Below are 21,708 nucleotides of genomic sequence, written 5' to 3'. Positions count from 1 at the left end.
TGCTTAATGCTGCAAGACATTACTGTCGAACACTTTCGAGTGGTGGTCGGTACTACCTGCCTACTGCAATTGAGCGATGGCAGCCAGTTGCCGGTCCAGGTTTCATCGGTCGCAGAACGGCCGCAGGCGCGCGCCTCGCAAGATCAACGCCTGCCGTTCAACGTATCTCTGGACTCTTTGCAGCCCAGCGACTTTATCGACGGCCCATGCGCCATCGAGCTACCGGAAACCGGCCTGCTGCAGGAGGTTTTCGTGTCTCGCGTACCTGCCATGGGGCGTGACAACCGGTTAGCCTACTATTGCATCAGCTTCAATTGACGGCAGCGGCCTGACCTGGATACCAGATCAGCCGCTCGGCGGCCACGTCCCGTTCCTGAACCTCAAACCCCAGCGCCAGATAATGCTGGCGCGCGTGGGGGTTGTTAGCCCAGACCACCGTTGCGACCGGACAGCGTATCTGCTCGGCCGCCTGCTGCACGCCTTGCACGACATTACGGCCATAACCCTTGCCACGCGCTGCCGGAATGAACGCCAGATACAGCACGCGAATCTCGTTGTGTCCGAAGTCTGTGACCAGCGCGCCAATAGACGTGCCGAGCTTTTCGATCACGTAGTGCATGGCGTTCGGGAAGTGTTCCCCCAGGCCCAGGTCCTGCACACGAAACTGCTGGGCGATGACGTCCTCCACCTGATCGCGTTCACCGTCGATCAATTGCAGATCGGGCCGCGCGGAGTGATAGAGCGTCTGCAGAAAGGCGCTGTCGGTTTCTCTCGATGGTCGTACGACCAGTCCATCGAGATTGGCGAAAGGTTTTTTTGTCATCAGGGCTGTCCTCTGTCCATGTGTCAGCTTCAGAACCCGCTTTCACGCACTCCAAGTGCGGCAAGCCTGCGCCAGGTTGCGCCCAGCAGGGATTCGCTACGACCGTCCAGCACGGCGACGCCACGCAGCGGCTGGGACGGTGCGGCAGTATTGTCGACCAGTTTGAGGCGTACACCATACTGGCCCTGGACCGGTTCGGCGCGCTGGTTTTCGTCTCGACGCACAGCAATCGGTCCGTGGTGATCGGAACTCAACGCTTCTTGATCCAGCCATGCCACGCCGTTGGCATCGACTTCCTGAAGTTCCACGAGCAGCGACTCACGCATCGGATCATCGGCAATAAAGCGTCCACGATCACCGGGTGCGATACGCCACAGAGCGTTCTCGGCCACGTAACCGCGAATTCGCGTGCCGCCTTCGACAATCCTCAACAGCGGGTCCTTGGTCGACACCCAGCGACCTGCGCTCAGTTGGGGCAGCAGGTCACGCACCTGCCCGGCCTTGGGGGCGCGTAACAGCAGGCGTTCGCGTCGTGCGGCCAGGCCGCGATACTCGGCAACTGCTTCGGCCAGACGCTGTTCGAGAATCCCGGCATCGGCGGCGGTTTCGCTACGGCCTGCCTGACGACGCATCTGCAACTGCAAGATGTTGATTTCACGGCGCACGATACTTTGCCGCGAATCGATATCCGGGGATTCCAGCTCCATCAGCACGGCACCTTGTTCGACCTTCTGGCCGTCGTGCACATTGACCTGCTTGACTCTGGCAGCGGCCGGGGCATGAATGGCAGTTACGCTTTCGGCTTCCAGCATCACCGGCAACTCGACACTGCTGTGCCACGGCACGATCAGCAGCAAGAGCAGCGCCAGCAAGCCTGCCGCACTGATGAGCACGCGGGGTGCGTAAGCCTGTTCGCGGTGTGACCACCAGTGGCGACATTCCTTGAAAATCGGCAGAAAAATGAACCAGCCCAGTTCCACCAGCATCAGGAAAACCCCCAGTAATTTGAAAAACAGGTGGTAGACCGCCAGCGCGATACCGAAAAACAACGCCGCACGCCACAACCAGGACAGATAACCCCACCACAGCAGGCGACGCTGCATGGCCGCTGACCACGGCTCTGGCGCAGGCAGGCCGTAACCGAACAGGGCCTCGCGCAGCCGCCAGCGACACAGGGCGAAAGCCCGGCCCTGAAGGTTATCGACTTCCCACAAATCACTGATCAGAAAATAGCCATCAAAACGCATGAACGGGTTGAGGTTGACCACAACAGTGGTCAGCCACGTCGCGCTGGCAAGCATGAAGGCTGCGGTGCGCGCCGGGCCGTCGGGCAGCAGCGACCAGGCCAGCAATGCGATGCAGGCGAGGAGCATTTCCGCCAGCACACCACCTGCGCCGATCAGCAGGCGGGCACGTCGATCATTGACGCGCCAGGCATCGCTGACGTCGGTATAGAACAGCGGCAAAAGGACCATGAACGCCACGCCCATGCTCTGCACCCGACAGCCGGCGCGCTTGGCCATGAATGCGTGGCCGAACTCATGACAGAGTTTGGCGAAGAACAACGCCACGCCGAACGCCAGCGCGCCGCCGAGACTGAACAGGTGCGGGAAGGTACCGATAAAACGCTGCCAGTCGCGGGCTACCAGAAAAATCCCCAGCCCCAGGGTAATCGGCAGCCCGTAGCGCATCAACCCTGGGCCGTAGCGCGCCAGCCACGGCCAGACACGGTTGAGAAATGCATCTGGCCGCCAGAGTGGAATACGGAAGAACAGGTATTGATGCAAGAGCATCTGCCACAGCCCATGACGTGCCGCCGATGCCTTGTAGGCGTAACTGGCGCGCTGTTCCGGGTCGTGCGCTGCGATCAGGTCATGGCCGCGCAAAAAGCGCAGCAGTTCATCAATCTCGGTGTTGCCTAGCGGCAGGCCTGGCTCCCGATTGGCCGCTTGCAGCACGCGTGAGGCATCGCCCAGTGCCCAATGGCGCAACAGGCGAATGGCTTGGGTGCCGAGCTTGAAGTAACGACCGCGAAGCGGGTCGGCCAGGGTCCAGCGCGGCGAGCCATCAAGTGCCGGGGCGGCAGGCGTGAGCTGCAGGTCAGCACGCAGGCCGGGCAGGTTCATTACAGGCCCACGCTCTGACGCAACGCGGCGAGAGGACGGCGCAGCAGGTACAGGGCGAGCGGCGCACGGTCACCGAATACCTTGGCTGTTCCGCGCAGACCGATGCGTGGCGGCGGCGAGTCGAGAAAACTGGCATCCAGGCGATAAGCCAGTTGCCCGCCGGGCGTGGGTTGCGCCTCGTAGGCCGCGCGTTCCAGGCGAGCCGCGTGGCGTTGCAGCGGATCGCTGTCCAGAAACAGCGCGATTTCTGCATCCGGTTGCAGCGCAATGGCGTCGCCTACTGCCAGCTCTATGCGCAGCTCGGCCTGGTTCGGGTCGGCAATTTCCAGCAGGCGCTCGCCGGTCTGCACCGGTTTGCCAAGCCAGCGCTGGGCATCGGCGAACACGGCAATGCCGTCGCGCTCGGCACGCACCTCACTGCGCTTCAACAGCTCGCGGGCGTAATCACGTTCTGCGCGTTTCTGTTCGACGCGGGCTGCCAGCAGGTCGATTCTCGAGCTGGATTCAGCATCGGCGAAAGACCGTTGCGAATTGGCTTTCAGTTCTGCCTCGGCAACGCCCAATGCTCGCTCGGCTACATCCGCCTGAGCCTTGAGTGTGGTGTTCTCGAAACGCAGCAGCAGGTCGCCGGTCTTGACGATCTGATTGGGCTTGACCAGAAACTCGGCCACTACGCCATCCAGTGGCGCCGCCACCACCCGACCGCCCAGCGGGACAACCTCGGCCGGTGCCAGCACCGACTGGCGCACCGGAATCAGCAGGCATGACAAGGCGAGGACCACCAGCAATGCCTGACGCTTGCGGTTGAAGCGCAGACGCCACGGCTTGCCAGGTTGCAAGGCGAGCCACGCATGGCTGCAGGTGTCCCCCAGTTGCGCCAGCAACACCTGCTCTGCAGACGACCAAGGCGTGTCGCGGGCCAGCCACAGGCCGCCAAATACTTCACCTTTGCGGTCTTGCAACGGCAGCCAGAACACGTGGGGCGCCGACAGACTGTTCCAGTCATCGCGCACTGATGCACTGAGCGAATCCATGTGCACCACGCGCGCCGGCTTGATCAGCTCAAGTTTGAGCAACTGGCCGACGGCATGCTCGACGAAGGCCACAAACGGGGCATTGGGTTCGATCACGCTCACACCTGTCACCGAACGTACCTTGCCGGCAATCACCAGTGCAGCGTGGCGATAGCCAAACAGACTCTGGCCATCATTGACCAGGCTGTAAGCCAGCTGTTCGGTGGTCCGAGCGGCGCGGGTCAGTCGTTCAAGGTCAAGAAACTGCGCGAAAACCCGTTCAGCAGCGCCGGATACGGGGGCGTTCACTTGAACTCCGCAAAATGCGCCGTACCGCTCATGCCTCCTAGCAGCCCCTCGGCTTTGGGCAGGCTGGCGATCAATAGCAGGGTCTGGCTGCCTTCGTCGATGCGTGCGCCGAGTCGTTTGACGGTGGCGGTCAGCGGCTGGCCTGTTTCGTCGGGCACGAAGCTGAAAGTCTGGCCGGGCTTGAGTTTGCTCATCCAGCGTGAGGGCACCAGCAGATGAAGTTCCAGCGTACGGTTATCGACGATTTCCAGCATCGGCGTGCCGGCGGCGACACTTTCGTAACGCTTGACCTTACGCTCTACGACTTGCCCGTCGTAGGGCGCAACCACGCTGCAACGCTTGATCTGAACCTGATAAACGCCGGACTGTGCCTGGGTCTCTGAGAGCTTTGCTTCGGCGCGTGCCACTTCGAAGCGGCCTACTGAATTGAGCGAGGCCAGTTGCCGATTGTGCGCCAGTTCCTCACTGGCACCACGGCTTGCTGCCTGAGCGGCATTGAGCTGTGCCTGATAGGCAGAGCAATCGAAGCGGGCGAGGGTATCGCCCTTTTTGAACGACTCGCCTTCCTGAAAAGGCAGGTCAACGATACGTCCTGACAGTTCGCTGGCGAGGACCGCCTGATTGGTTGCCCGCAGCACGCCGCGTGCTTCGCTGGAAGGTGCTGAGGTGCCGGCTTGTGCGTTGTCGTCGATCAGCCCGGTATCTGCTGGCGTCTGTGCCTGAGCGAGGTTCGCCACACTTAGCATCCCTAAAAGTACAGCGTGCAAACACCGCATGCAGCGAACTCCTTCAAAAATGGCGTATTCGGCACAGCCTGTGCCGATCGTGCAGTGTTACCCGAACTGCTTCTCCGGTGCACTTAAAAACGTTTCAAGCTCTGCCAGCGGCAGCGGCTTGCTGATCAGGTAACCCTGAATCTGATCGCACTGATTTTCCCGCAGAAAAGCCAGCTGCTCAGGCGTTTCCACGCCTTCGGCAATGACCTTCAGACCCAGGCTGTGTGCCAGTTCGATGATTGCTCGGGCAATCGCCGCGTCCTGTGGGTTGCTGGTCACTTCGCGAATGAACGCAATGTCGATTTTAAGCTTGTCGATAGGGAATCGGCGCAGGTACGCCAGACTTGAATAGCCGGTACCGAAATCGTCGATGGAAATACTGACCCCGTTGGCCCTCAGGGTTTCCAGGGTCGCGATGGTGTGAGAGGTGTTTTCCATCAGCGAGCTTTCTGTCAGTTCCACCTCCAGCCACTGCGGTGCGACCCGATGACGGGTCAGCGCCTGACGGATATCGGCGACCAGGCTGCTGTTGGAAATCTGCTGGCCGGAGACGTTGACCGCCACCTGGAACAGCCCCAGCCCCGAGCGTTGCCACTGCGCAATCTGGGCGCAGACACGATCGACTACCCAGTTGCCGACCTCACCGATCAGCCCCAGGCTTTCCAGTACCGGAACGAAAACCGCAGGCGATACGCCTTGCTGGCCTGGGCGCGGCCAACGCAGCAAGGCTTCCAGCCCGCATATCTGGCCGGTGACGAGGTTAAGCTTGGGCTGGTAGACGATCTCGAACGCGTGTTTTTCCACGGCATCGCGCAAGGCGGCTTCAAGGTCCAGGCGCGCCGAGACGTCTGCGTTCATCTGCGCGGTATAAAACCGGTAGGTGTCCGGGCCGATCTTCTTCGCACTGTTCATCGCGGTGTACGCGTGTCTGACCAGCTCGCGTGCGTCTTCGCCGTCTTCCGGATACAGCGCGATGCCGATACTGGCGGTCATGACGATGCTTTGACCCTCGACCAGAAAAGGCACTCGCAATGCTTTACGAATGCGCTCAAGTGTCTGGCGGGTATCGGCCTGGCCTACGCGGATCATCAGAATCAACGCAAACTGATCACCGTCCACGCGTCCGAGCGTATCGCTGGCATTCAGGCACTCCGACAGGCGATGGCTGACTTCCAGCAATACCTGATCGCCCAGAACGTGGCCCCAGGTTTCGTTGATGTTCTTGAAGCCATCCAGATTGACTGTCAGCACTGCCAGCTTCCAGCGACTGATCGCTGCCTGGGTGAGGCCCATCTGCAGGCTGGTGAAAAACAGGTCGCGGTTCGGCAGGCCGGTCAGCGTGTCGTAATGGGCCATGGTCAGCAGGCGTTGATCGCTTTCCTTGCGTCGAGTGATGTCACGCACGATGCCGACGATGACCCAGTCTTCACCGGTGCGATACGCCTGACGATGTATTTCCACTTCCACATCCCGACCGCTTTTGTCACGGATCTGGGTTTCCAGCGGTTCGCTGGGGCCTTTACCGGCAATGATCTTGTCGTACACCACCTCCAGGTTCTCCATGGAGGTTTCGCCCAGCTCGGCAGGCGTCTTGTGCGACAGTTCCTCGGCGGTATAGCCCAGTAACTGACAGGCCCTGCGGTTGAATTCGATCAGGCTCATGGTGTTGCGATTGATCAGGAAGATCGCATCTTCCGAAGCGTCCATGACCGTACGAAAGCGTTCCAGATCGATGGTGCGCTGTTGCAACTGCTCTTCGAGAATCAGGCTGTGACTTTTCAGGTAATCGCCAAACGATTTGAGCCGCAGCAGGTTGCGCACCCGCAGCCACAGTTCGGCACTGTCCACAGGTTTGTTGAGATACTCCTCGGCACCTGCTTCAAGCCCGGACAGACGCGCGCTCTGCGCGTCGAGTGCCGAGAGCATGATGATCGGGATATTGGCCGTGTTTTTCCCGGCCTTCAGTTGGGCGGCGACCTCATAGCCGTCCATCCCGGGCATCATGATGTCCAGCAGGATCAGGTCCGGAGCGTGAAGGTCGACCATCTCCAGCGCCACTAGCCCCGACTCTGCCGTCAGCGTCCGGTAGCCCTGGTTCTGCAACAGAACTTCCAGCAGGTCGCGTACATGCACATCGTCATCGACAATCAGGATCGTTGCGGCGCTCTCGGTCATGGCGTCTGCTCAGGTAGTTGGCTGTTGGGCCAGGCTTTTGTCGAGGAGGGAATCGATAACCCGGTACAACTCCTGGTAGCGCACGGGCTTGATGATGTAAGCGTTGCAGCCTGCCAGGCGGATTTTCTCTTCGTCTTCCTTCATCGCCATCGCAGTCAGTGCGACCACAGGTATTGCTGCTGTGCTGGCGTCGTTCTTCAATAATGAGGTGGCTTTCAGACCGTCCATTTCCGGCAGATGAATGTCCATCAGGATCAGATCCGGCTGATGCTCGCGGGCCAGTTTCAGGCCGGTTTCGGCATCTGTCGCACACAGCACGACATGCCCGGCGCTGGTCAGCAGCAGCTCGGCCAGACGCATGTTGGCGGCGTTATCTTCGACGATCATGATATGGGCCACGGCGCCTCCCCGGAACCGAGTTTGCGAATCGGCAGCCAGACCACGAAGCGAGCGCCCAGGTCTTTGACACTGGCCACCGCAACGCTACCGCCATGCAGTTCTGCAAGTTGCTTGACCATCGCCAGGCCCAGCCCCGTGCCTTCGAATTTACGCGCCAGGCCACTGTCGATCTGACTGAACGCCTTGAACAGCTTGTTCATGTCGCTTTGGGCGATGCCGATGCCAGTGTCACTGACACTCAGCTCCAGAAACTGCTCATAGTCGCCGGGCGGCAGTGGAAATACGTGAGTCGGCCAGTCGCCATCAAGCACGCCTGCCTGTGTGCTCGGCACCTGACGCACCGACAGCGTCACCCAGTCTCCCGGCGCGCTGAACTTCACCGCGTTGGCCAGCAGGTTGTAGACGATCTGCTTGGTCTTGCGCCGGTCGAGTTCCAGCAGGCCGAAGTCGGCTTCGGTCTCCAGCTTCAACTGGATGCGCTGCAGCGCTGCCTGTTCGCGGACGATCAGCAGGCTGTTGCTTAACAGTTCGTCCAGATCGACCTGTTCCAGCTCCAGGCTCATCATGCCGGCCTCGACCTTGGACAGGTCGAGAATGTCGTTGATCAGCGAGAGCAAATGCTGGCCACTGTTGAAAATGTCGCCGATATAGCCGCGCTGGGCGTCACTCATGTCGCCGACCATGCCGTCCTTCAGGGCCTCCGAAAAGCCGATGATTGCGTTCAAGGGGGTGCGCAATTCATGGGACATCGTGGCCAGAAACTCGGACTTCATGTGGCTTGCATGCTCCAGCTCGATGTTTTTCTCTTCCAGCGTGCGTTCGAAACGCTTGCGCTCGGTCACGTCGCGAGCAGCGGCAAACACACCCTTGAGCTTGCGATCGCGATCATGAAAGGTCGCGGCGTTGTACGACACGACTGTTTCGGTGCCGTCGTAGGCGCGCACGGTCAGCTCGTAATCGCTGACCTTGTGTTCGCTGATCACGCGCTTGATCGCCGCATCGGCGCTTGCCGGATCTGTGAAAAAGTTCTTGCAGGGCGCGCCGATCAACTCGTCGCGGGTGCGTCCGGTCAGTGCCATCATCTGCTTGTTGACGTCGGAAATGATGCCCTGCGGGTCGGTCATCATCAGCGCATCGATGTTCGATTCGATCAGCGAGCGGGTGTAGAACTGCTGGTCTCGCAGACGCTGGTCTAGCAACGCCTGGGCTTCTTCTTCCTGTTTGCGCGCCGTGTTATCGGTGCCGATGAGCAGGTAGCCAATGATGGTTTCGGTGTTGTCGCGCAGTGAGGTGACCGACACCATCGCTGACAGGCGGCTACCATCCTTGCGGATGTAGGTCAGCTCATAGATGTCTTCGATACCGCGCGAAGCCTTGAACACCAAGGCTTCAAAGCCAGGCGTGATAGGCGTGTTCAGCTCATGGCTCAGCGCTGCGGCGCGGATGATCAGCTCGGCAGGGTCGGAAATATCGGCCGGGGTGATTTTGTCGACCACGTCTTCGGAGTGATAACCGAGCATGCGTTCGGCGCCGACGTTGAAAATCTGGATGACGCCATGTTCATCGGTGGCGATGCTGGAGAAATAGGCACTGTTGAAAATGGCATCCTGAAGCGCACCGGTCTTCAGCAGGATTTTCTGCCGGCGGGACTCGACGATCGTTTCGGCACGAGACTGCGGCTCGGCGGTCTGGCGGTCTACTGGCGGGGTTTGCATGATTCTTTCCCGTTGCTACGTGACCCTGTCTGCCATGACGGCCGTAATGAACACTTACGGACACCCATTCAAATGGATGTTAAGAGGTTTATCGAACATACCAGAACGCTATCGGCAGTTTGTTTATTTAATGAAGTTTTTCTAAATAATTTTTTATACGAATCTGCTGCCAAGCTATGGCTTGGCAGGTATTCCGTACTTTCGCAGGCGCTGTGCGATGGCCGTGTGCGAGGTGTGCAGGCGGGCCGCCAGCTGACGAGTGGAGGGATAATCGGCGTAAAGCTTTTCCAGCAATTCTTTTTCAAACGCGGCTACAGCGTTCTCGAGGCTGTCGATCGGGGCGTCGTTCTGACGCGCCACCGCCGTGCCGGCAATGTCCAGATCACCTATATCCACATGAGTGGCTTCGCAGATGGCAGCCGCACGAAATATCACGTTTTGTAATTGGCGCACATTACCCGGCCAGCGGTTGCCCAGCAGGGCGGGGTAAGTGGCGTGCGCCAGTCTGCAGACCGGGCGCTGGATCTGTGCGCAGGCCTGTTCCATGAAGTAACGGGCCAGCAGCAGGATGTCCTGACCACGCTCACGCAACGGCGGTACATGCAGGTTGAGCACGTTGAGACGATAAAACAGGTCTTCGCGGAAGGTGCCTTCGCTGACCATTTTTTCCAGGTCGCGGTGGGTTGCGCTCAGTATCCGCACATTGACCCTGATTTCCCGATCTCCGCCAACGCGCCGAAAGCTGCCGTCGTTAAGAAAACGCAGCAGTTTGGCTTGCAGGTACGGCGACATTTCGCCGATCTCATCAAGGAAGACAGTGCCCTGGTTAGCCAGCTCCATGAGCCCAGGCTTGCCGCCGCGCGCGGCGCCGGTAAATGCACCGGGCGCATAGCCAAACAGCTCGCTTTCAGCCAGATTCTCCGGGAGCGCCGCACAGTTCAGCGCGAGGAACGGCTCGCCATGGCGTGCACTGCTGGCATGGCAGGCTCTGGCCACGAGTTCCTTGCCGGTGCCCGTCTCACCCTGAATCAGCAAGGGAGCGTCAAGCGTCGCCACACGTTGTGCGCGGGCCTTGAGCGTGCGGATGGCCGCTGAGTCGCCCAGCAAGGCATCGAAACCTTCGGCGTGATCATGGTGCAACGCCGACAGGCGCTCGCCGATCCGGCTGGGCAGGTAGAGCGTAATCAGCGCGCCGGCTTCGGTGATCGGTGTCGCATCGAGCAGCAAGGCTTCACCGTTCAGGGTGATCTCGCGCAATGGCAACCGAAAGCCGTTTTCCAGCAGCGTTGTCTGCAAGCCGGGTGCTGCCAGCAGTTCGTCGATGGATTCACCTGACGGCTCACGGCCAATGAGCGCCATGAGCGCAGGATTGGCCAGCAACACATACCCTGCACTGTCCAGCGCAAGCACCGGGTCGGTCATGGCGGCGAGCAGGGCATCCAGTTGCAGATGGCGGCGCTGACCGGGGAGGATATCCACGACCGTGATCGCTTCCACCCCCCTGACCCTGAACAGCGCATCCTTGAGTTCTTCGAGCATCTGATGGCTGAGGGTTGGCGCATCGATGTAGACGTTGGGCGGTACCATCTCCACTGCGTCCAGATTCAGATTGCGCCCACCCAGAATGGCCAGTACTTCCTGGGTGATACCGACGCGGTCGATGAAGCTGACGTGAATGCGCATGAGGCGTTAACGGTTCGCAACGGAAGGGGCGGCAAGTATGCCCTGTGGCGGCGGGTTTGGTGAAATTCGGTGGCGTACGTGTTCCGCACGTTCCCGCGTAGAAATGCCCTAAGTCTGCGCCACGCTACACATTAAGGGTTGGACGCAGAGCGTCCAGAACGGCATGCCGACGCGGAGCGTCGCACGATAGTTGAGATTATCGTTCCTCACGCTCCAGCGTGGGAATGCCGTGGGTGACGCTCTGCGTCACAAGTCTGCGCCACAGCGCATGTTCAAGATCGGACGCAGAGCGTCCAGAACGGCATGCCGACGCGGAGCGTCGCACGATAGTTGGGGTTATCGTTCCTCACGCTCCAGCGTGGGAATGCCCTTCGTGACGCTCCGCGTCACACATTAAGGGGTGGACGCAGAGCATGGGCCATGATGGTCTTGGCTTGAAGCTTGAAACTTCAGCTCTACTCCAGATGCTCCGGCTTCACAGGCTCGCCGGATTTGACGTTCAGTTTGTTGCGAATGTCTTCGAACATCTGGTCGTAGTCTTTGTGGCTGGCAATTGGCAACGCGGCGGAATTGGGCAGGCCGTGTCTGATGGCGATGCGGCTGGCGTCGTGGGCGAAGTTGAATGCAAGGTCGCGGGTCAGCTGGAACTGTTCTTCAAACGGCTTGCCACCGATTTCACCTTGCATGGTGAAATGCATGGAGGTGCCTTCCTTGGGATCTTCGTTCACCACATAGCGCAGGTGGATGTCATAGCTGATATCTGAAGGTTGCAGCGCTACGTGGGTGAGATGTAGATGGCCTGGCTCGTACATGAAGTTACTCCATCAAATGATAAGTCTGCTCAGTCAGACACTGATCGCGCCGAAGCGGTTCATCGCTTATGCGAAGTGTGCTGCTCATGTTCGGCTTTGTTGCTCAGCGGTCCACTTTGACCGGTTCCGGTCTCGACCATATCCATACATTGCCCAGCGCCATCCCGCTCAGGGCCAGATACAGCCACCAGGCGTGACCGATCAGGCTCAGCATGACCACAGCACACACCAGCATACTGATGGTTGCGCTGATCTTGGCCTTGCGGGCGACCAGTCTGCCATTACGCCAGTTGTACAGGATTGGCCCGAATACGCGATGGTTTTCCAGCCAGGCATTCAGTCGCGGCGAACTGCGTGTTGCTGCCCAGGCCGCCAGCAGAATGAATTCAGTGGTCGGCAGGCCAGGAACAAAGATCGCAACGATACCTATGGCAAGCGCGGTATAGGCGAGGATGCCGTATAAAAGGCGTGAAATTCGTGAGCCGGGTGGTTTGTACGTCATGGTCTCTACAGGCTGGTTCGGAAAGCCCGACCAGCTTAACAGCACCGGGCGCTTTTTCATGCCTGCGCTGCTTCGGCGACAGGTGCATCGGTGTAGGCGTGCTGCAGCAGTACATTGAAACGCTCGAAAGCGGCAATGGCACCCTGATCAAGTTGCGCTTCCTGCTCGGCAGTCAGTGGCATTTCGTCAAGGGTTCTGACAAAAGTCTTCCAGCCAGCGGCGCGGCCACCTTCGGGCTCGCCCAGGTGTCTGGCACCGAAACGGTCGCTCAGGTTCAACGCTTCGGCGCGTTTGATCAGGAACGCCGCACCCAGCTTGGAACCTTCTGAAACGAACAGCCAGCCCAGTGCCTCGGCCTTGCTTGTGCTTTGTACTGCGCCGGGCACGGGCAGCGGGATGTCCATATTCAGGTCGGCAAGGTCTGCCTTGGCCTGTGCCGCCCGGCAGCGCGCGGGCAGATCGTGGATGATCGCCTGTAGCGCCGGGTCGTTGTACAGGCTTTGCAGTTCGCTCTGGAACAGGTACTGGGCGACCACAAAGCGTGAATAGCTGGCCAGCGTTGCAAACGGTGCGTGGGCCTTGACCGCCTTGTCGAGCTGTTCATGCGGCGCATGAGTGATCTGATTGAGGCGTTGTGAGCGCAGGGTCGGTGTGGTCGGGTCGAGGGGCATCGAAGTCTTCCTTGCTGAAAAAAGAGGGCTTGTTGAATAGACGAACAGCCAGCCCCGAGAGCGTAAAAAAGCCTGCCGCCAACGTTTGACGGCGGGCTTTCAGTCACTGTCGGGGTCAGATGTCCCACACCACGTTGACGCTGAAGTTGCGTCCCGGCTGGGTCAGGCGGTCAAGATTGGCAGGCGCAGTCACGCCAGCCTCACCGACACCGTCGTAGCCGCGTACGTCGTCCCAGCGCCAGTATTTCTTGTCGGTCAGGTTGTACAGGCCGGCATTCACAGTCACGTCGTTGCTGACCTTGTAATAGCCGGTCAGGTCCAGAATGCCGAAGCCCGGTGTCTTGAACTGGCTGGAGGTGCCATCCGGCGTGTGAAAGCTGCTGTCGTCCACGCGGGTTTTACGCTTGACCAGCGTCCAGCTCAGCAGGCTGCCGTAGGTGTTCTGTTCATACCCCAGGCCGATGACGCCGGTCAGCGGGTTGACGCTGTTGATCGGCGCGCCGGTATCGTTGTTGCGGCCGTGGACGTAAGCAATGGATGCCTGGCTGTACAGACCGCTCGGCGCGCCCAGGCTGTCGAGATTCAGACGCCCCTTGAACTCGGCGCCCTTCATGGTGGCGTGCTTGATATTGTTCGACTGGAAGGTCAGTTCGTCATAACCGGGGGTGATCGCGTCCTCGTTGATGAAGTCGCGGTACTTGTTATAGAACACGGCGATGTCGAACGAACCGGACTCGAAGCGGCCGCGCAGCCCCGTTTCATAACTTTTGCTGGTCTCCGGCTTCAGGTTCGGGTTCGGCTCGACAGTGTAGTCAGCACTCGGGTTTTCGAAGCGACCATAAAGTGATTTTGCCGAGGGCGTGCGGAACCCTTCGGCATACTGGCCATACCATGTGTACTGGTCGGTCAGCGCGTAGGTCACGCCAAACTTGGGCGACAGGCGATGCCAGGTCTTCGTTTCATCGTTGGCCTCGCTCGGGTCTGTCAGGTCGACCGAGTTGAGAAACGCCTGAGTGAACCTGGGTTCGAGTCGCGTGTGGTCGTAGCGCACGCCGGGCATGAAGGTCCAGTCGTTCCAGCTGATCTGATCCTGCGCGAACAGGGCATAGCTGGTGATGGTCGGGTCCGGGAAGTCGCTGGTGGCGGCCAGCCGATCGCTCGGGCTGTCGGCGCCGACCACACGACACGAGCCGAACACACGGGCACAGGTCCCGCTACCGCTGCGCAGCCCGGTGACTTTCTGTTGCTTGATGGTGGTGCCGTAGGTCAGCACATGGTCAGTGCTGGCGATGGAGAATGCCTTGTCCAGCTGGGCATCGAAGATCCACTGTTTTTCCTGATACTCCGTCTCGCGCTGGCGATATACATCGCGGGAGAACGGGAAATAACGTTCGTGAGTGCTCTGGTCGGTCTTGGCGGTCTGGTAATTCAGGCTCCACTTGAGGTTATCCACCAGCAGGCTGTCGAGACTGAACGTGTTCTCGACCCCGAAGCGTTCGCGGGTAATGGTGTCGTTGCCTTCGCGCGAGCGATACATACCTAGCCCGCTGCCATTGGCGAACGGTCCACCCACCGCGCTTTTCAGGTTGCTGTCGCGATCATCCTTGTACTTTTCATAGGCCAGCACCAGGCGCGAGCCGTCGCCATAATTCCAGCCCAGTTTGCCCAGGATGTTGGTGCTGCGGGCGTCCTGAGGGTTGGCTTCGGTGCGGTTCAGGCCAGTGCCGCCCGTCTCGCCATAAGATTCGGTTTCGTGACCGTTACGCTGGCTCAAGTGCAGCAGAGCGTCGAACTCGCCCTGACGCCCGGCGAGCGTGGCCGAGTTCAGCCAGCTCTCGTCTGCCGAGCTGTAGCCGGTTTTCAGGCGTGCGCCGACGTCCTGGCCGGGTTTGATGATGTCATCCGGGTCCAGCGTGTAATAACTGACGACGCCGCCGATGGCGCTGCTGCCGTACAGGGCTGATGCCGGGCCGCGAAGGATTTCCACGCGCTTGACTATCTCGGGGTCGACGTAGTTGCGGTGGGTCTGCGCATAAGGGCCAGTGAAGAAACTGTCGGGCACTTCAACGCCATCGACCTGGGTCAGGATGCGGTTGCCGTCGATCCCGCGAATGTTGTAACCGGTCGTGCCTGCACGCTGCCCTGCGCCGCCCACTGAAACACCTGGCTCGTAGCGCACCAGATCGCGAATGGTATTGACGTTCTGACGATCCAGCTGTTCGCGTGATTGAACACTGACAGTGCTGGGTACGGTGACCACTTCCTGCGCCTGACGCGTTGCGCTCACCGTGATCTGATCCAGCGCCATGACCCCGGCAATGCGCTTTTCCAGCACCACGTTGTTGTTGCCCAGGTTGCGATAGCTCAGCGAGCTGCCCGCCAGTAATTTGTCCAGAGCGGCTGCCGCGCTCAGATTACCGTTTGCGCCCTGTGACGTTACGTTTTGCGCCAGCTCGGATGACACACCGACTTGCCAGCCGGTAACGCGGCTGAATTCGTTCAGGGCTGACACCAGCGGTTGCTGGCTGATCGAGAAGCTGTAGGTGCCTGCCGGGCGTGCCGACGGTGCATTTTCGCTGGATGCGTGGGCAGGCAGTACTTGCAGGCCTGCGCCGAGGAGTGCGAGGGTCAGCAGTGAAAGGGTAAGCCGTGCGCGGTGTCGGGCGACAGGCGTGAACGTGGATGACATCGGTAGCGCTCCCTGGGGTGTGGCTCGTTATAGTGTTTACAAACTGTTTCGGGATGAGAATCAGTTGCATCTGCTATAACTAGACGAACGGCCAGTGGCTATCGAGTAAAAAAATCCGGTCTCAGTTGAGGATCACCAACGCGGGCATTTCATGCACGCTTGCCGAGGTGATCTGCGCCAGCGAACGCACTACGTCCAGCGGGTTGTCCAGGCGGTAGTTTCCGGTGACTGCCACGCGATCCAGTTGCGCGTTGGTGTTGATGATCCAGCCGGGATAGTAGCGGCGCAGTTCAGCCAGCACCTCGCTCAACGGGCTGTTGTCGAAGATCAGTCGGCCCTGCACCCAGGCCAGGTCGCGGGCCGGATCAAGCTTTTCCCGATGCCCGAAGCCGCCAGGCCCGACGCGAATGCGTTCCCCGGCCGCAAGGCTGAGGCTGGAGTCGCCTCGTAACGCACGCACATCGACAGCACCGCGCTGCACGTCCACTTGCGCGACGCCATCCAGATAACGCACGGAAAACTCGGTGCTGTTGGCGCTCATGCGTACCGGGCCTGCGTCGATTTCGAGTGGCAGACCCGGCCTGGACGGTACCTCGAAAAATGCTTCGCCTTGAAGCAGCCGGGCAGAGCGCTGCTGGTCATCGATGCGGCTGGAGAACGCCGAGTCGGTGTTGAGCAAAACCCTGGAGCCATCGGCCAGCTCGAGACGCTGACGCTCGCCGACCACTGTCAGATGGTCCGCTTGCAGGCGTAAGGGCAGGTTGCTGAAGCTGAACAGCCCCAGCAGCAGAACCGCGGCGGTCGCCAGAGGTTTCCAGTGCGGGCGGATACGTCGCCACGCCGAACGCTTGCGCGGTTGCGCAATATCTTCAGCCGCGAGTTGAACAGGTTGCGACTGCCAGATCGCCCGGGCCTTGTCGAACGCACGCGCATGCTCTGGATCGGCATTCAGCCATTCCTGAAAACAGGCCAGTCGCTCCGCATCGGCGTCCTCCAGTTCGATCAGCCAGGTCAGCGCCTGATCCATTGCACTATCGCTCAATACGTCCTGTGCAATCGCTTGAGGACGTTCTGTTCTCGGGGGCACGGTGTTCCTCTGAGTCCTGAAACTGTGTCGATAAGAGTCTGGAGCCTGCGGCAGCATTCAGGGCGGGTCAAGCCTTGAGATCACGCCTACGCAGATCGCCATGATCAGTTTCAGTTCCTTTTGCACGGTGCTGGCCGAGACCTGCAACTGCTCGGCGATCTCCAGGTAACTGCAGCCATTGAGGCGGCTGAGCGTGAAGATTTTCTGCTGACGCGGGCTCAGTGTGCTCAGGCTGGCGCTCAGCCCTTCGAGCAGGCGTTTGGCATGAGCGGCATCCTCGGGTGCGCCGAGTTGCGCAACGACACTTTCCAGCTGGGCGGGTGAGACATCCTCGATCATGGTGCGGCCATGAATACGCCGTGCACGCAGATGGTCCAGCGCCAGATTGCGGGCGGTCTGAAAGACGAAAGGTTCGAGATGGTCGACGGGGTGTTCGGTCAACGCGCGACTGACGCGCAGCCAGGTTTCCTGAAGCAGGTCCTCGGCGGCACTGTGGCTACCGACCATGCGCTGCAAGGTGCGCAACAGCACGGCACGCTGGGCCAGAAAGACATTATTGAAATGAGACTGCGACACACGTGAGCCCGACCGAAGATTCAGGCAAATGATAATGCTTCTCATCTTTCGGTCGGGTCAAGCGCAGATCTGTAAATATTTATCCCGGAATGTCTCGTTTCTTACGTTCCGGTATGGATTGCCTGTTGTGACACCGCGCACATTAATCTGTGTCGCACGGCTCGCTCAAGACCGGACGCAGCGCGTCCAGAACGGCGTTAGCACGCTGGAGCGTGGGAACGAGAGTGAATCCAGGAGATACCTCTCGTTCCGCAGCATCGGAACGCTTGTTACGGCGCTCAGCCTCCCTCCAGGCGCTCATGAAGCTGTTACTGCGCGTTATGCAGCGCCAGGCAGTTGTCGAGCATGCGGTTAGAGAATGCCCACTCGTTGTCGTACCAGGACAGCACCTTGAGCAACTTGCCGCTGACTTTGGTGTGATTGGCGTCGAAGATCGACGACAGCGGGTTATGGTTGAAGTCGTGGGAGACCAGCGGCAGGGTGTTGTAACCCAGCACTTTGGAATGCTGACTGGCTTCTTTCATCAATGCGTTGACTTCTTCAGCGGTGGTTTCCCGCTTCAGGGTCACGGTCAGGTCGACCAGCGACACATTGATGACAGGCACGCGCACGGCCATGCCGGTCAGTTTGCCTGCCAGTTCCGGCAGTACCAGGCCGACGGCTTCGGCAGCGCCGGTCTTGCTCGGAATCATCGACTGCGTGGCCGAACGGGCGCGGTACGGGTCGGTGTGGTAGACGTCGATCAGGTTCTGGTCGTTGGTGTAGGCATGAATGGTGGTCATCAGGCCGGTTTCGATGCCCAGTTCACGATGCAGCACCTGAGCAACCGGTGCCAGGCAGTTGGTGGTGCAGGAGGCGCTGGAGATAATCTGGTGCGACTGACGCAATGTGTCGTGGTTGACACCATAGACGATGGTGGCATCGGCACCGCTGGCCGGGGCGGAGATAATCACCTTGCGGGCACCGGCAGTCAGATGCGCGGCGGCCTTGTCGCGGCTGGTGAACAGACCGGTGCATTCGAACACCACGTCGATGTTCTGCGCTTTCCACGGCAGTTCGGCAGGGTTGCGAATCGCGCTGACCGAAATACGGTCACCGTTGACCGTCAGGCTTTCCTTGTCGCACTCGACCGTGCCGCTGAAAGGGCCGTGTACGGTGTCGAAACGCAGCAGGTGTGCGTTCATTTCGCTGTCGCCCAGATCGTTGATGGCGACGACCTGCAGGTCCTGACGGTAGCCTTGGGTATACAGTGCGCGTAGGACGTTGCGGCCGATTCGGCCAAAACCGTTGATTGCGATACGAAGAGTCATACAGCCGTCCTTCTGAATTTGTTGTTGGAATTACAAGATTATTCTCATGGAAATAGAAAACAAGCCTTTTTAGTGGCAATATTTTGTTTTATCTACAACTACAAGCCTGAAAGGCCCTCCGGGTTGATCGAGATAAGGGTTCTGCTTCCTGACTGTCGCAGCTCGATAACCGGAACTGTCTTTACGGGTGACCTTAGACGTTAGCCTGGAGTTCACCACATGCATCCCCGCATTCTTGAGGTAACCGAGCGGCTCATCGCTCGCAGCCGTGACACCCGTCAGCGTTATCTTGAATTGATTCGCGGTGCAGCGAGCGAAGGCCCGATGCGCGGCAAACTGCAATGTGCCAACTTTGCTCACGGGGTCGCTGCCTGCGGCCCGGAAGACAAGCAAAACCTGCGTCTGATGAACGCCGCCAACGTGGCGATCGTGTCTTCCTACAACGAGATGCTTTCGGCGCATCAGCCTTACGAACATTTCCCTACCCAGATCAAACAGGCGTTACGTGACATTGGATCTGTCGGTCAGTTTGCCGGTGGTGTACCGGCCATGTGCGATGGCGTGACTCAGGGCGAGCCGGGCATGGAGCTGGCCATCGCCAGCCGCGAAGTGATCGCCATGTCCACCGCCATCGCGCTGTCGCACAACATGTTCGATGCCGCGCTGATGCTGGGTATCTGCGACAAGATCGTCCCCGGCCTGATGATGGGCGCGTTGCGTTTTGGTCATCTGCCGACCCTTTTCGTGCCGGGCGGGCCGATGGTGTCGGGCATTTCCAACAAGGAAAAAGCTGACGTGCGGCAGCGTTACGCAGAAGGCAAGGCCACCCGCGAAGAGCTGCTGGACTCGGAAATGAAGTCCTATCATGGCCCCGGCACCTGCACCTTTTACGGCACTGCCAACACTAACCAGTTGCTGATGGAAGTCATGGGCATGCACCTTCCCGGTGCCTCGTTCGTCAATCCCTACACGCCATTGCGCGATGCACTGACCGCCGAAGCGGCGCAGCAGGTCACTCGTCTGACCAAGCAAAGCGGCAACTTCATGCCGATCGGCGAAATCGTCGATGAGCGCTCGCTGGTCAATTCCATCGTCGCGCTGCACGCCACCGGCGGTTCGACCAACCACACGCTGCACATGCCCGCTATCGCCCAGGCTGCCGGTATCCAGCTGACCTGGCAGGATATGGCGGATCTGTCGGAAGTGGTGCCGACTCTCAGCCACGTTTATCCGAACGGCAAGGCTGACATCAACCACTTCCAGGCTGCCGGCGGCATGTCGTTCCTGATTCGCGAGCTGCTGGCCGCCGGTCTGCTGCACGAGAACGTCAATACCGTGGCCGGTTATGGCCTCAGTCGTTACACCAAAGAGCCGTTCCTGGAGGACGGCAAACTGGTCTGGCGCGAAGGCCCTCTGGACAGCCTGGACGAAAATATCCTGCGCCCGGTGTCTCGTCCGTTTTCGCCGGAAGGTGGCCTGCGGGTCATGGAAGGCAACCTGGGCCGTGGCGTGATGAAAGTGTCTGCTGTCGCTCCAGAGCATCAGATTGTCGAAGCGCCGGCCAAGGTCTTCGAAGATCAGCAGGACCTGGCTGATGCGTTCAAGGCCGGTGAACTGGAATGTGATTTCGTCGCCGTGATGCGTTTCCAGGGGCCGCGCTCCAACGGCATGCCCGAACTGCACAAGATGACGCCGTTTCTGGGCGTTCTGCAGGACCGTGGCTTCAAGGTTGCGCTGGTGACTGATGGACGGATGTCAGGCGCCTCAGGCAAGATCCCGGCGGCCATTCATGTCTGCCCGGAAGCGTTTGATGGTGGCCCGCTGGCGCTGGTGCGCGAAGGTGATGTCATCCGCGTGGATGGCGTAAAAGGCACGTTACAAGTGCTGGTCGAGGCGTCAGAATTGGCCGCCCGTGAACCGGCCGTCAATCAGCTCGACAACAGTGTCGGCTGCGGTCGCGAGCTGTTTGGATTCATGCGCATGGCCTTCAGCTCCGCAGAGCAGGGCGCCAGCGCCTTTACCTCTAGTCTGGAGAAGCTCAAGTGAAGTTGGCCCTGGTCGGTGATATAGGCGGTACCAATGCGCGTTTTGCCATTTGGGAAGACGACACGCTGCATTCTGTCCGGGTATTCCCGACCATTGACTACGCGGGCCCGGAAAAGGCCATCGAAGTCTATATGCAGGACCTTGAGTTGCAGCGCGGTGATATCGGTTATGTGTGCCTGGCAGTAGCCGGGCCGGTCGACGGGGATCTGTTTCAGTTCACCAACAGTCACTGGCAACTCAGCCGCGAGGCGTTCTGCGCCGACCTGAAAGTCGATCACCTGTTGCTGATCAACGACTTCACCGCCATGGCGCTGGGCATGACCCGGCTCAAGGACGACGAGTACCTGACCGTCTGTCACGGCCAGGGCAAACCGGATCGTCCGCGTGTGGTGGTGGGGCCGGGCACCGGGTTGGGCGTCGGTACGCTCATCAAGCTGGAAGGCAGTCGCTGGATGGCCTTGCCGGGGGAGGGTGGGCATGCCGACCTGCCGATTGGCAGCGCACGCGAAGCGTTGCTGTGGGCGCGGCTGATGGCCGAACGCGAGCATGTCAGTGCCGAAGTGGTGCTCAGTGGTGCTGGCCTGTTGCTGCTGTATCAGGTCAGTTGTGCGCTGGACAACGTCGAGCCGGTGTTAAAGTCGCCTTCCGCGATCACCTCGGCGGCATTGGCGGGCGATCCGGTGGCGGCTGCGGTACTGGAACAGTTCTGTGTATTTCTGGGGCGCGTGGTCGGCAATAACGTGCTCATTCAGGGCGGCCTGGGCGGTGTTTACATTGTCGGTGGCGTGGTCCCCAGGTTCATCGACTTCTTCATCAACAGCGGCTTCAAGCGCGCCATGGCTGAAAAAGGTGTCATGAGCGACTATTTCAAAGGCCTGCCGGTCTGGCTGGTCACAGCCGAATACCCTGGCCTGATGGGGTCGGGCGTGGCTTTGCAACAGGCTTTCGGTTCGGAGATCTGAGCAACATCCCATAACAACAAAGCTTCGCAGCCAA

Annotated in this window: 18 protein-coding genes; 3 read left to right on the top strand and 15 right to left on the bottom strand. The window is 59.9% G+C overall.

Going from position 1 to position 21,708, the window contains the following annotated elements; all coding sequences use genetic code 11:
* Positions 1–6 precede the first annotated feature (6 nt).
* Positions 7–318: a hypothetical protein gene (locus tag I9H07_RS18400; RefSeq protein WP_058391212.1), complete on the top strand. Its 312-nt coding sequence runs from the start codon at positions 7–9 to the stop codon at positions 316–318.
* Here the strand turns inward: I9H07_RS18400 and I9H07_RS18395 are convergent.
* The 15 genes from I9H07_RS18395 to gap form a co-directional block, all read right to left on the bottom strand.
* Positions 311–823: a GNAT family N-acetyltransferase gene (locus I9H07_RS18395; RefSeq protein ID WP_058391213.1), complete on the bottom strand. Its 513-nt coding sequence runs from the start codon at positions 821–823 to the stop codon at positions 311–313. The genes I9H07_RS18400 and I9H07_RS18395 overlap by 8 nt on opposite strands.
* A 29-nt stretch (positions 824–852) precedes the next feature.
* Positions 853–2,949 carry a biotin/lipoyl-binding protein gene (locus I9H07_RS18390; protein WP_058391214.1) on the bottom strand — a complete coding sequence of 699 codons (2,097 nt, stop codon included), beginning with the start codon at positions 2,947–2,949 and terminating at the stop codon, positions 853–855.
* Positions 2,949–4,271, bottom strand: a complete 1,323-nt coding sequence (locus I9H07_RS18385) for an efflux RND transporter periplasmic adaptor subunit (protein WP_024675975.1) — start codon at positions 4,269–4,271, stop codon at positions 2,949–2,951. Before I9H07_RS18385 ends, I9H07_RS18390 begins: the two co-directional genes overlap by 1 nt.
* On the bottom strand, positions 4,268–5,017 hold the full coding sequence (locus I9H07_RS18380) for an efflux RND transporter periplasmic adaptor subunit (protein ID WP_201022788.1): 750 nt from the start codon (positions 5,015–5,017) through the stop codon (positions 4,268–4,270). The genes I9H07_RS18385 and I9H07_RS18380 overlap by 4 nt, the downstream gene beginning before the upstream one ends.
* Positions 5,018–5,104: 87 nt before the next feature.
* A complete protein-coding gene (locus I9H07_RS18375; RefSeq protein WP_236425457.1) occupies positions 5,105–7,222 on the bottom strand; it encodes a putative bifunctional diguanylate cyclase/phosphodiesterase in 2,118 nt (705 codons plus the stop codon).
* 9 nt (positions 7,223–7,231) lie between these two features.
* Positions 7,232–7,621, bottom strand: a complete 390-nt coding sequence (locus I9H07_RS18370) for a response regulator (RefSeq protein WP_024675972.1) — start codon at positions 7,619–7,621, stop codon at positions 7,232–7,234.
* Entirely contained in the window at positions 7,606–9,336 is a 1,731-nt protein-coding gene (locus I9H07_RS18365) for a PAS domain-containing sensor histidine kinase (protein ID WP_058824202.1), read from the bottom strand. The genes I9H07_RS18370 and I9H07_RS18365 overlap by 16 nt, the downstream gene beginning before the upstream one ends.
* Positions 9,337–9,510: 174 nt before the next feature.
* On the bottom strand, positions 9,511–11,019 hold the full coding sequence (locus I9H07_RS18360) for a sigma-54-dependent transcriptional regulator (RefSeq protein ID WP_024675970.1): 1,509 nt from the start codon (positions 11,017–11,019) through the stop codon (positions 9,511–9,513).
* Between the two features lie 455 nt (positions 11,020–11,474).
* Positions 11,475–11,831, bottom strand: coding sequence for a DUF5064 family protein (locus tag I9H07_RS18355; protein WP_024673302.1), 357 nt, complete (start codon positions 11,829–11,831; stop codon positions 11,475–11,477).
* Positions 11,832–11,934: 103 nt separating this feature from the next.
* The gene (locus I9H07_RS18350) at positions 11,935–12,393 is read right to left on the bottom strand and encodes a YbaN family protein (protein ID WP_236425456.1); all 459 of its coding nucleotides are present in this window, start codon (positions 12,391–12,393) and stop codon (positions 11,935–11,937) included.
* Complete coding sequence (locus tag I9H07_RS18345) at positions 12,390–13,004, bottom strand: biliverdin-producing heme oxygenase (RefSeq protein WP_024673300.1); 615 nt, start codon at positions 13,002–13,004, stop codon at positions 12,390–12,392. The genes I9H07_RS18350 and I9H07_RS18345 overlap by 4 nt, the downstream gene beginning before the upstream one ends.
* A 115-nt stretch (positions 13,005–13,119) precedes the next feature.
* Positions 13,120–15,693, bottom strand: a complete 2,574-nt coding sequence (locus tag I9H07_RS18340; protein ID WP_236426135.1) for a TonB-dependent hemoglobin/transferrin/lactoferrin family receptor — start codon at positions 15,691–15,693, stop codon at positions 13,120–13,122.
* A 121-nt stretch (positions 15,694–15,814) separates the two neighbouring features.
* Positions 15,815–16,780, bottom strand: coding sequence for a FecR family protein (locus I9H07_RS18335; RefSeq protein WP_058391220.1), 966 nt, complete (start codon positions 16,778–16,780; stop codon positions 15,815–15,817).
* A 57-nt stretch (positions 16,781–16,837) separates the two neighbouring features.
* On the bottom strand, positions 16,838–17,356 hold the full coding sequence (locus tag I9H07_RS18330) for an RNA polymerase sigma factor (RefSeq protein ID WP_058824199.1): 519 nt from the start codon (positions 17,354–17,356) through the stop codon (positions 16,838–16,840).
* Between the two features lie 308 nt (positions 17,357–17,664).
* Entirely contained in the window at positions 17,665–18,666 is a 1,002-nt protein-coding gene (gap, locus tag I9H07_RS18325) for a type I glyceraldehyde-3-phosphate dehydrogenase (RefSeq protein WP_007253014.1), read from the bottom strand.
* A 219-nt stretch (positions 18,667–18,885) separates the two neighbouring features.
* Between gap and edd the strand changes: the two genes are divergently transcribed.
* Both edd and I9H07_RS18315 read left to right on the top strand, forming a co-directional pair.
* The gene (edd, locus tag I9H07_RS18320) at positions 18,886–20,712 is read left to right on the top strand and encodes a phosphogluconate dehydratase (protein ID WP_024673013.1); all 1,827 of its coding nucleotides are present in this window, start codon (positions 18,886–18,888) and stop codon (positions 20,710–20,712) included.
* Positions 20,709–21,674 (top strand): glucokinase, encoded by a 966-nt coding sequence (locus I9H07_RS18315; RefSeq protein WP_024673014.1) that lies wholly within the window; start codon positions 20,709–20,711, stop codon positions 21,672–21,674. Before edd ends, I9H07_RS18315 begins: the two co-directional genes overlap by 4 nt.
* Positions 21,675–21,708 lie beyond the last annotated feature (34 nt).

The sequence above is a fragment of the Pseudomonas syringae genome, from assembly GCF_023278085.1.
GTDB lineage: Bacteria > Pseudomonadota > Gammaproteobacteria > Pseudomonadales > Pseudomonadaceae > Aquipseudomonas > Aquipseudomonas syringae_Q.
The sequence above is the reverse complement of the archived record's forward strand: the minus strand, read 5'-3'. Positions and strand labels throughout refer to the sequence as shown.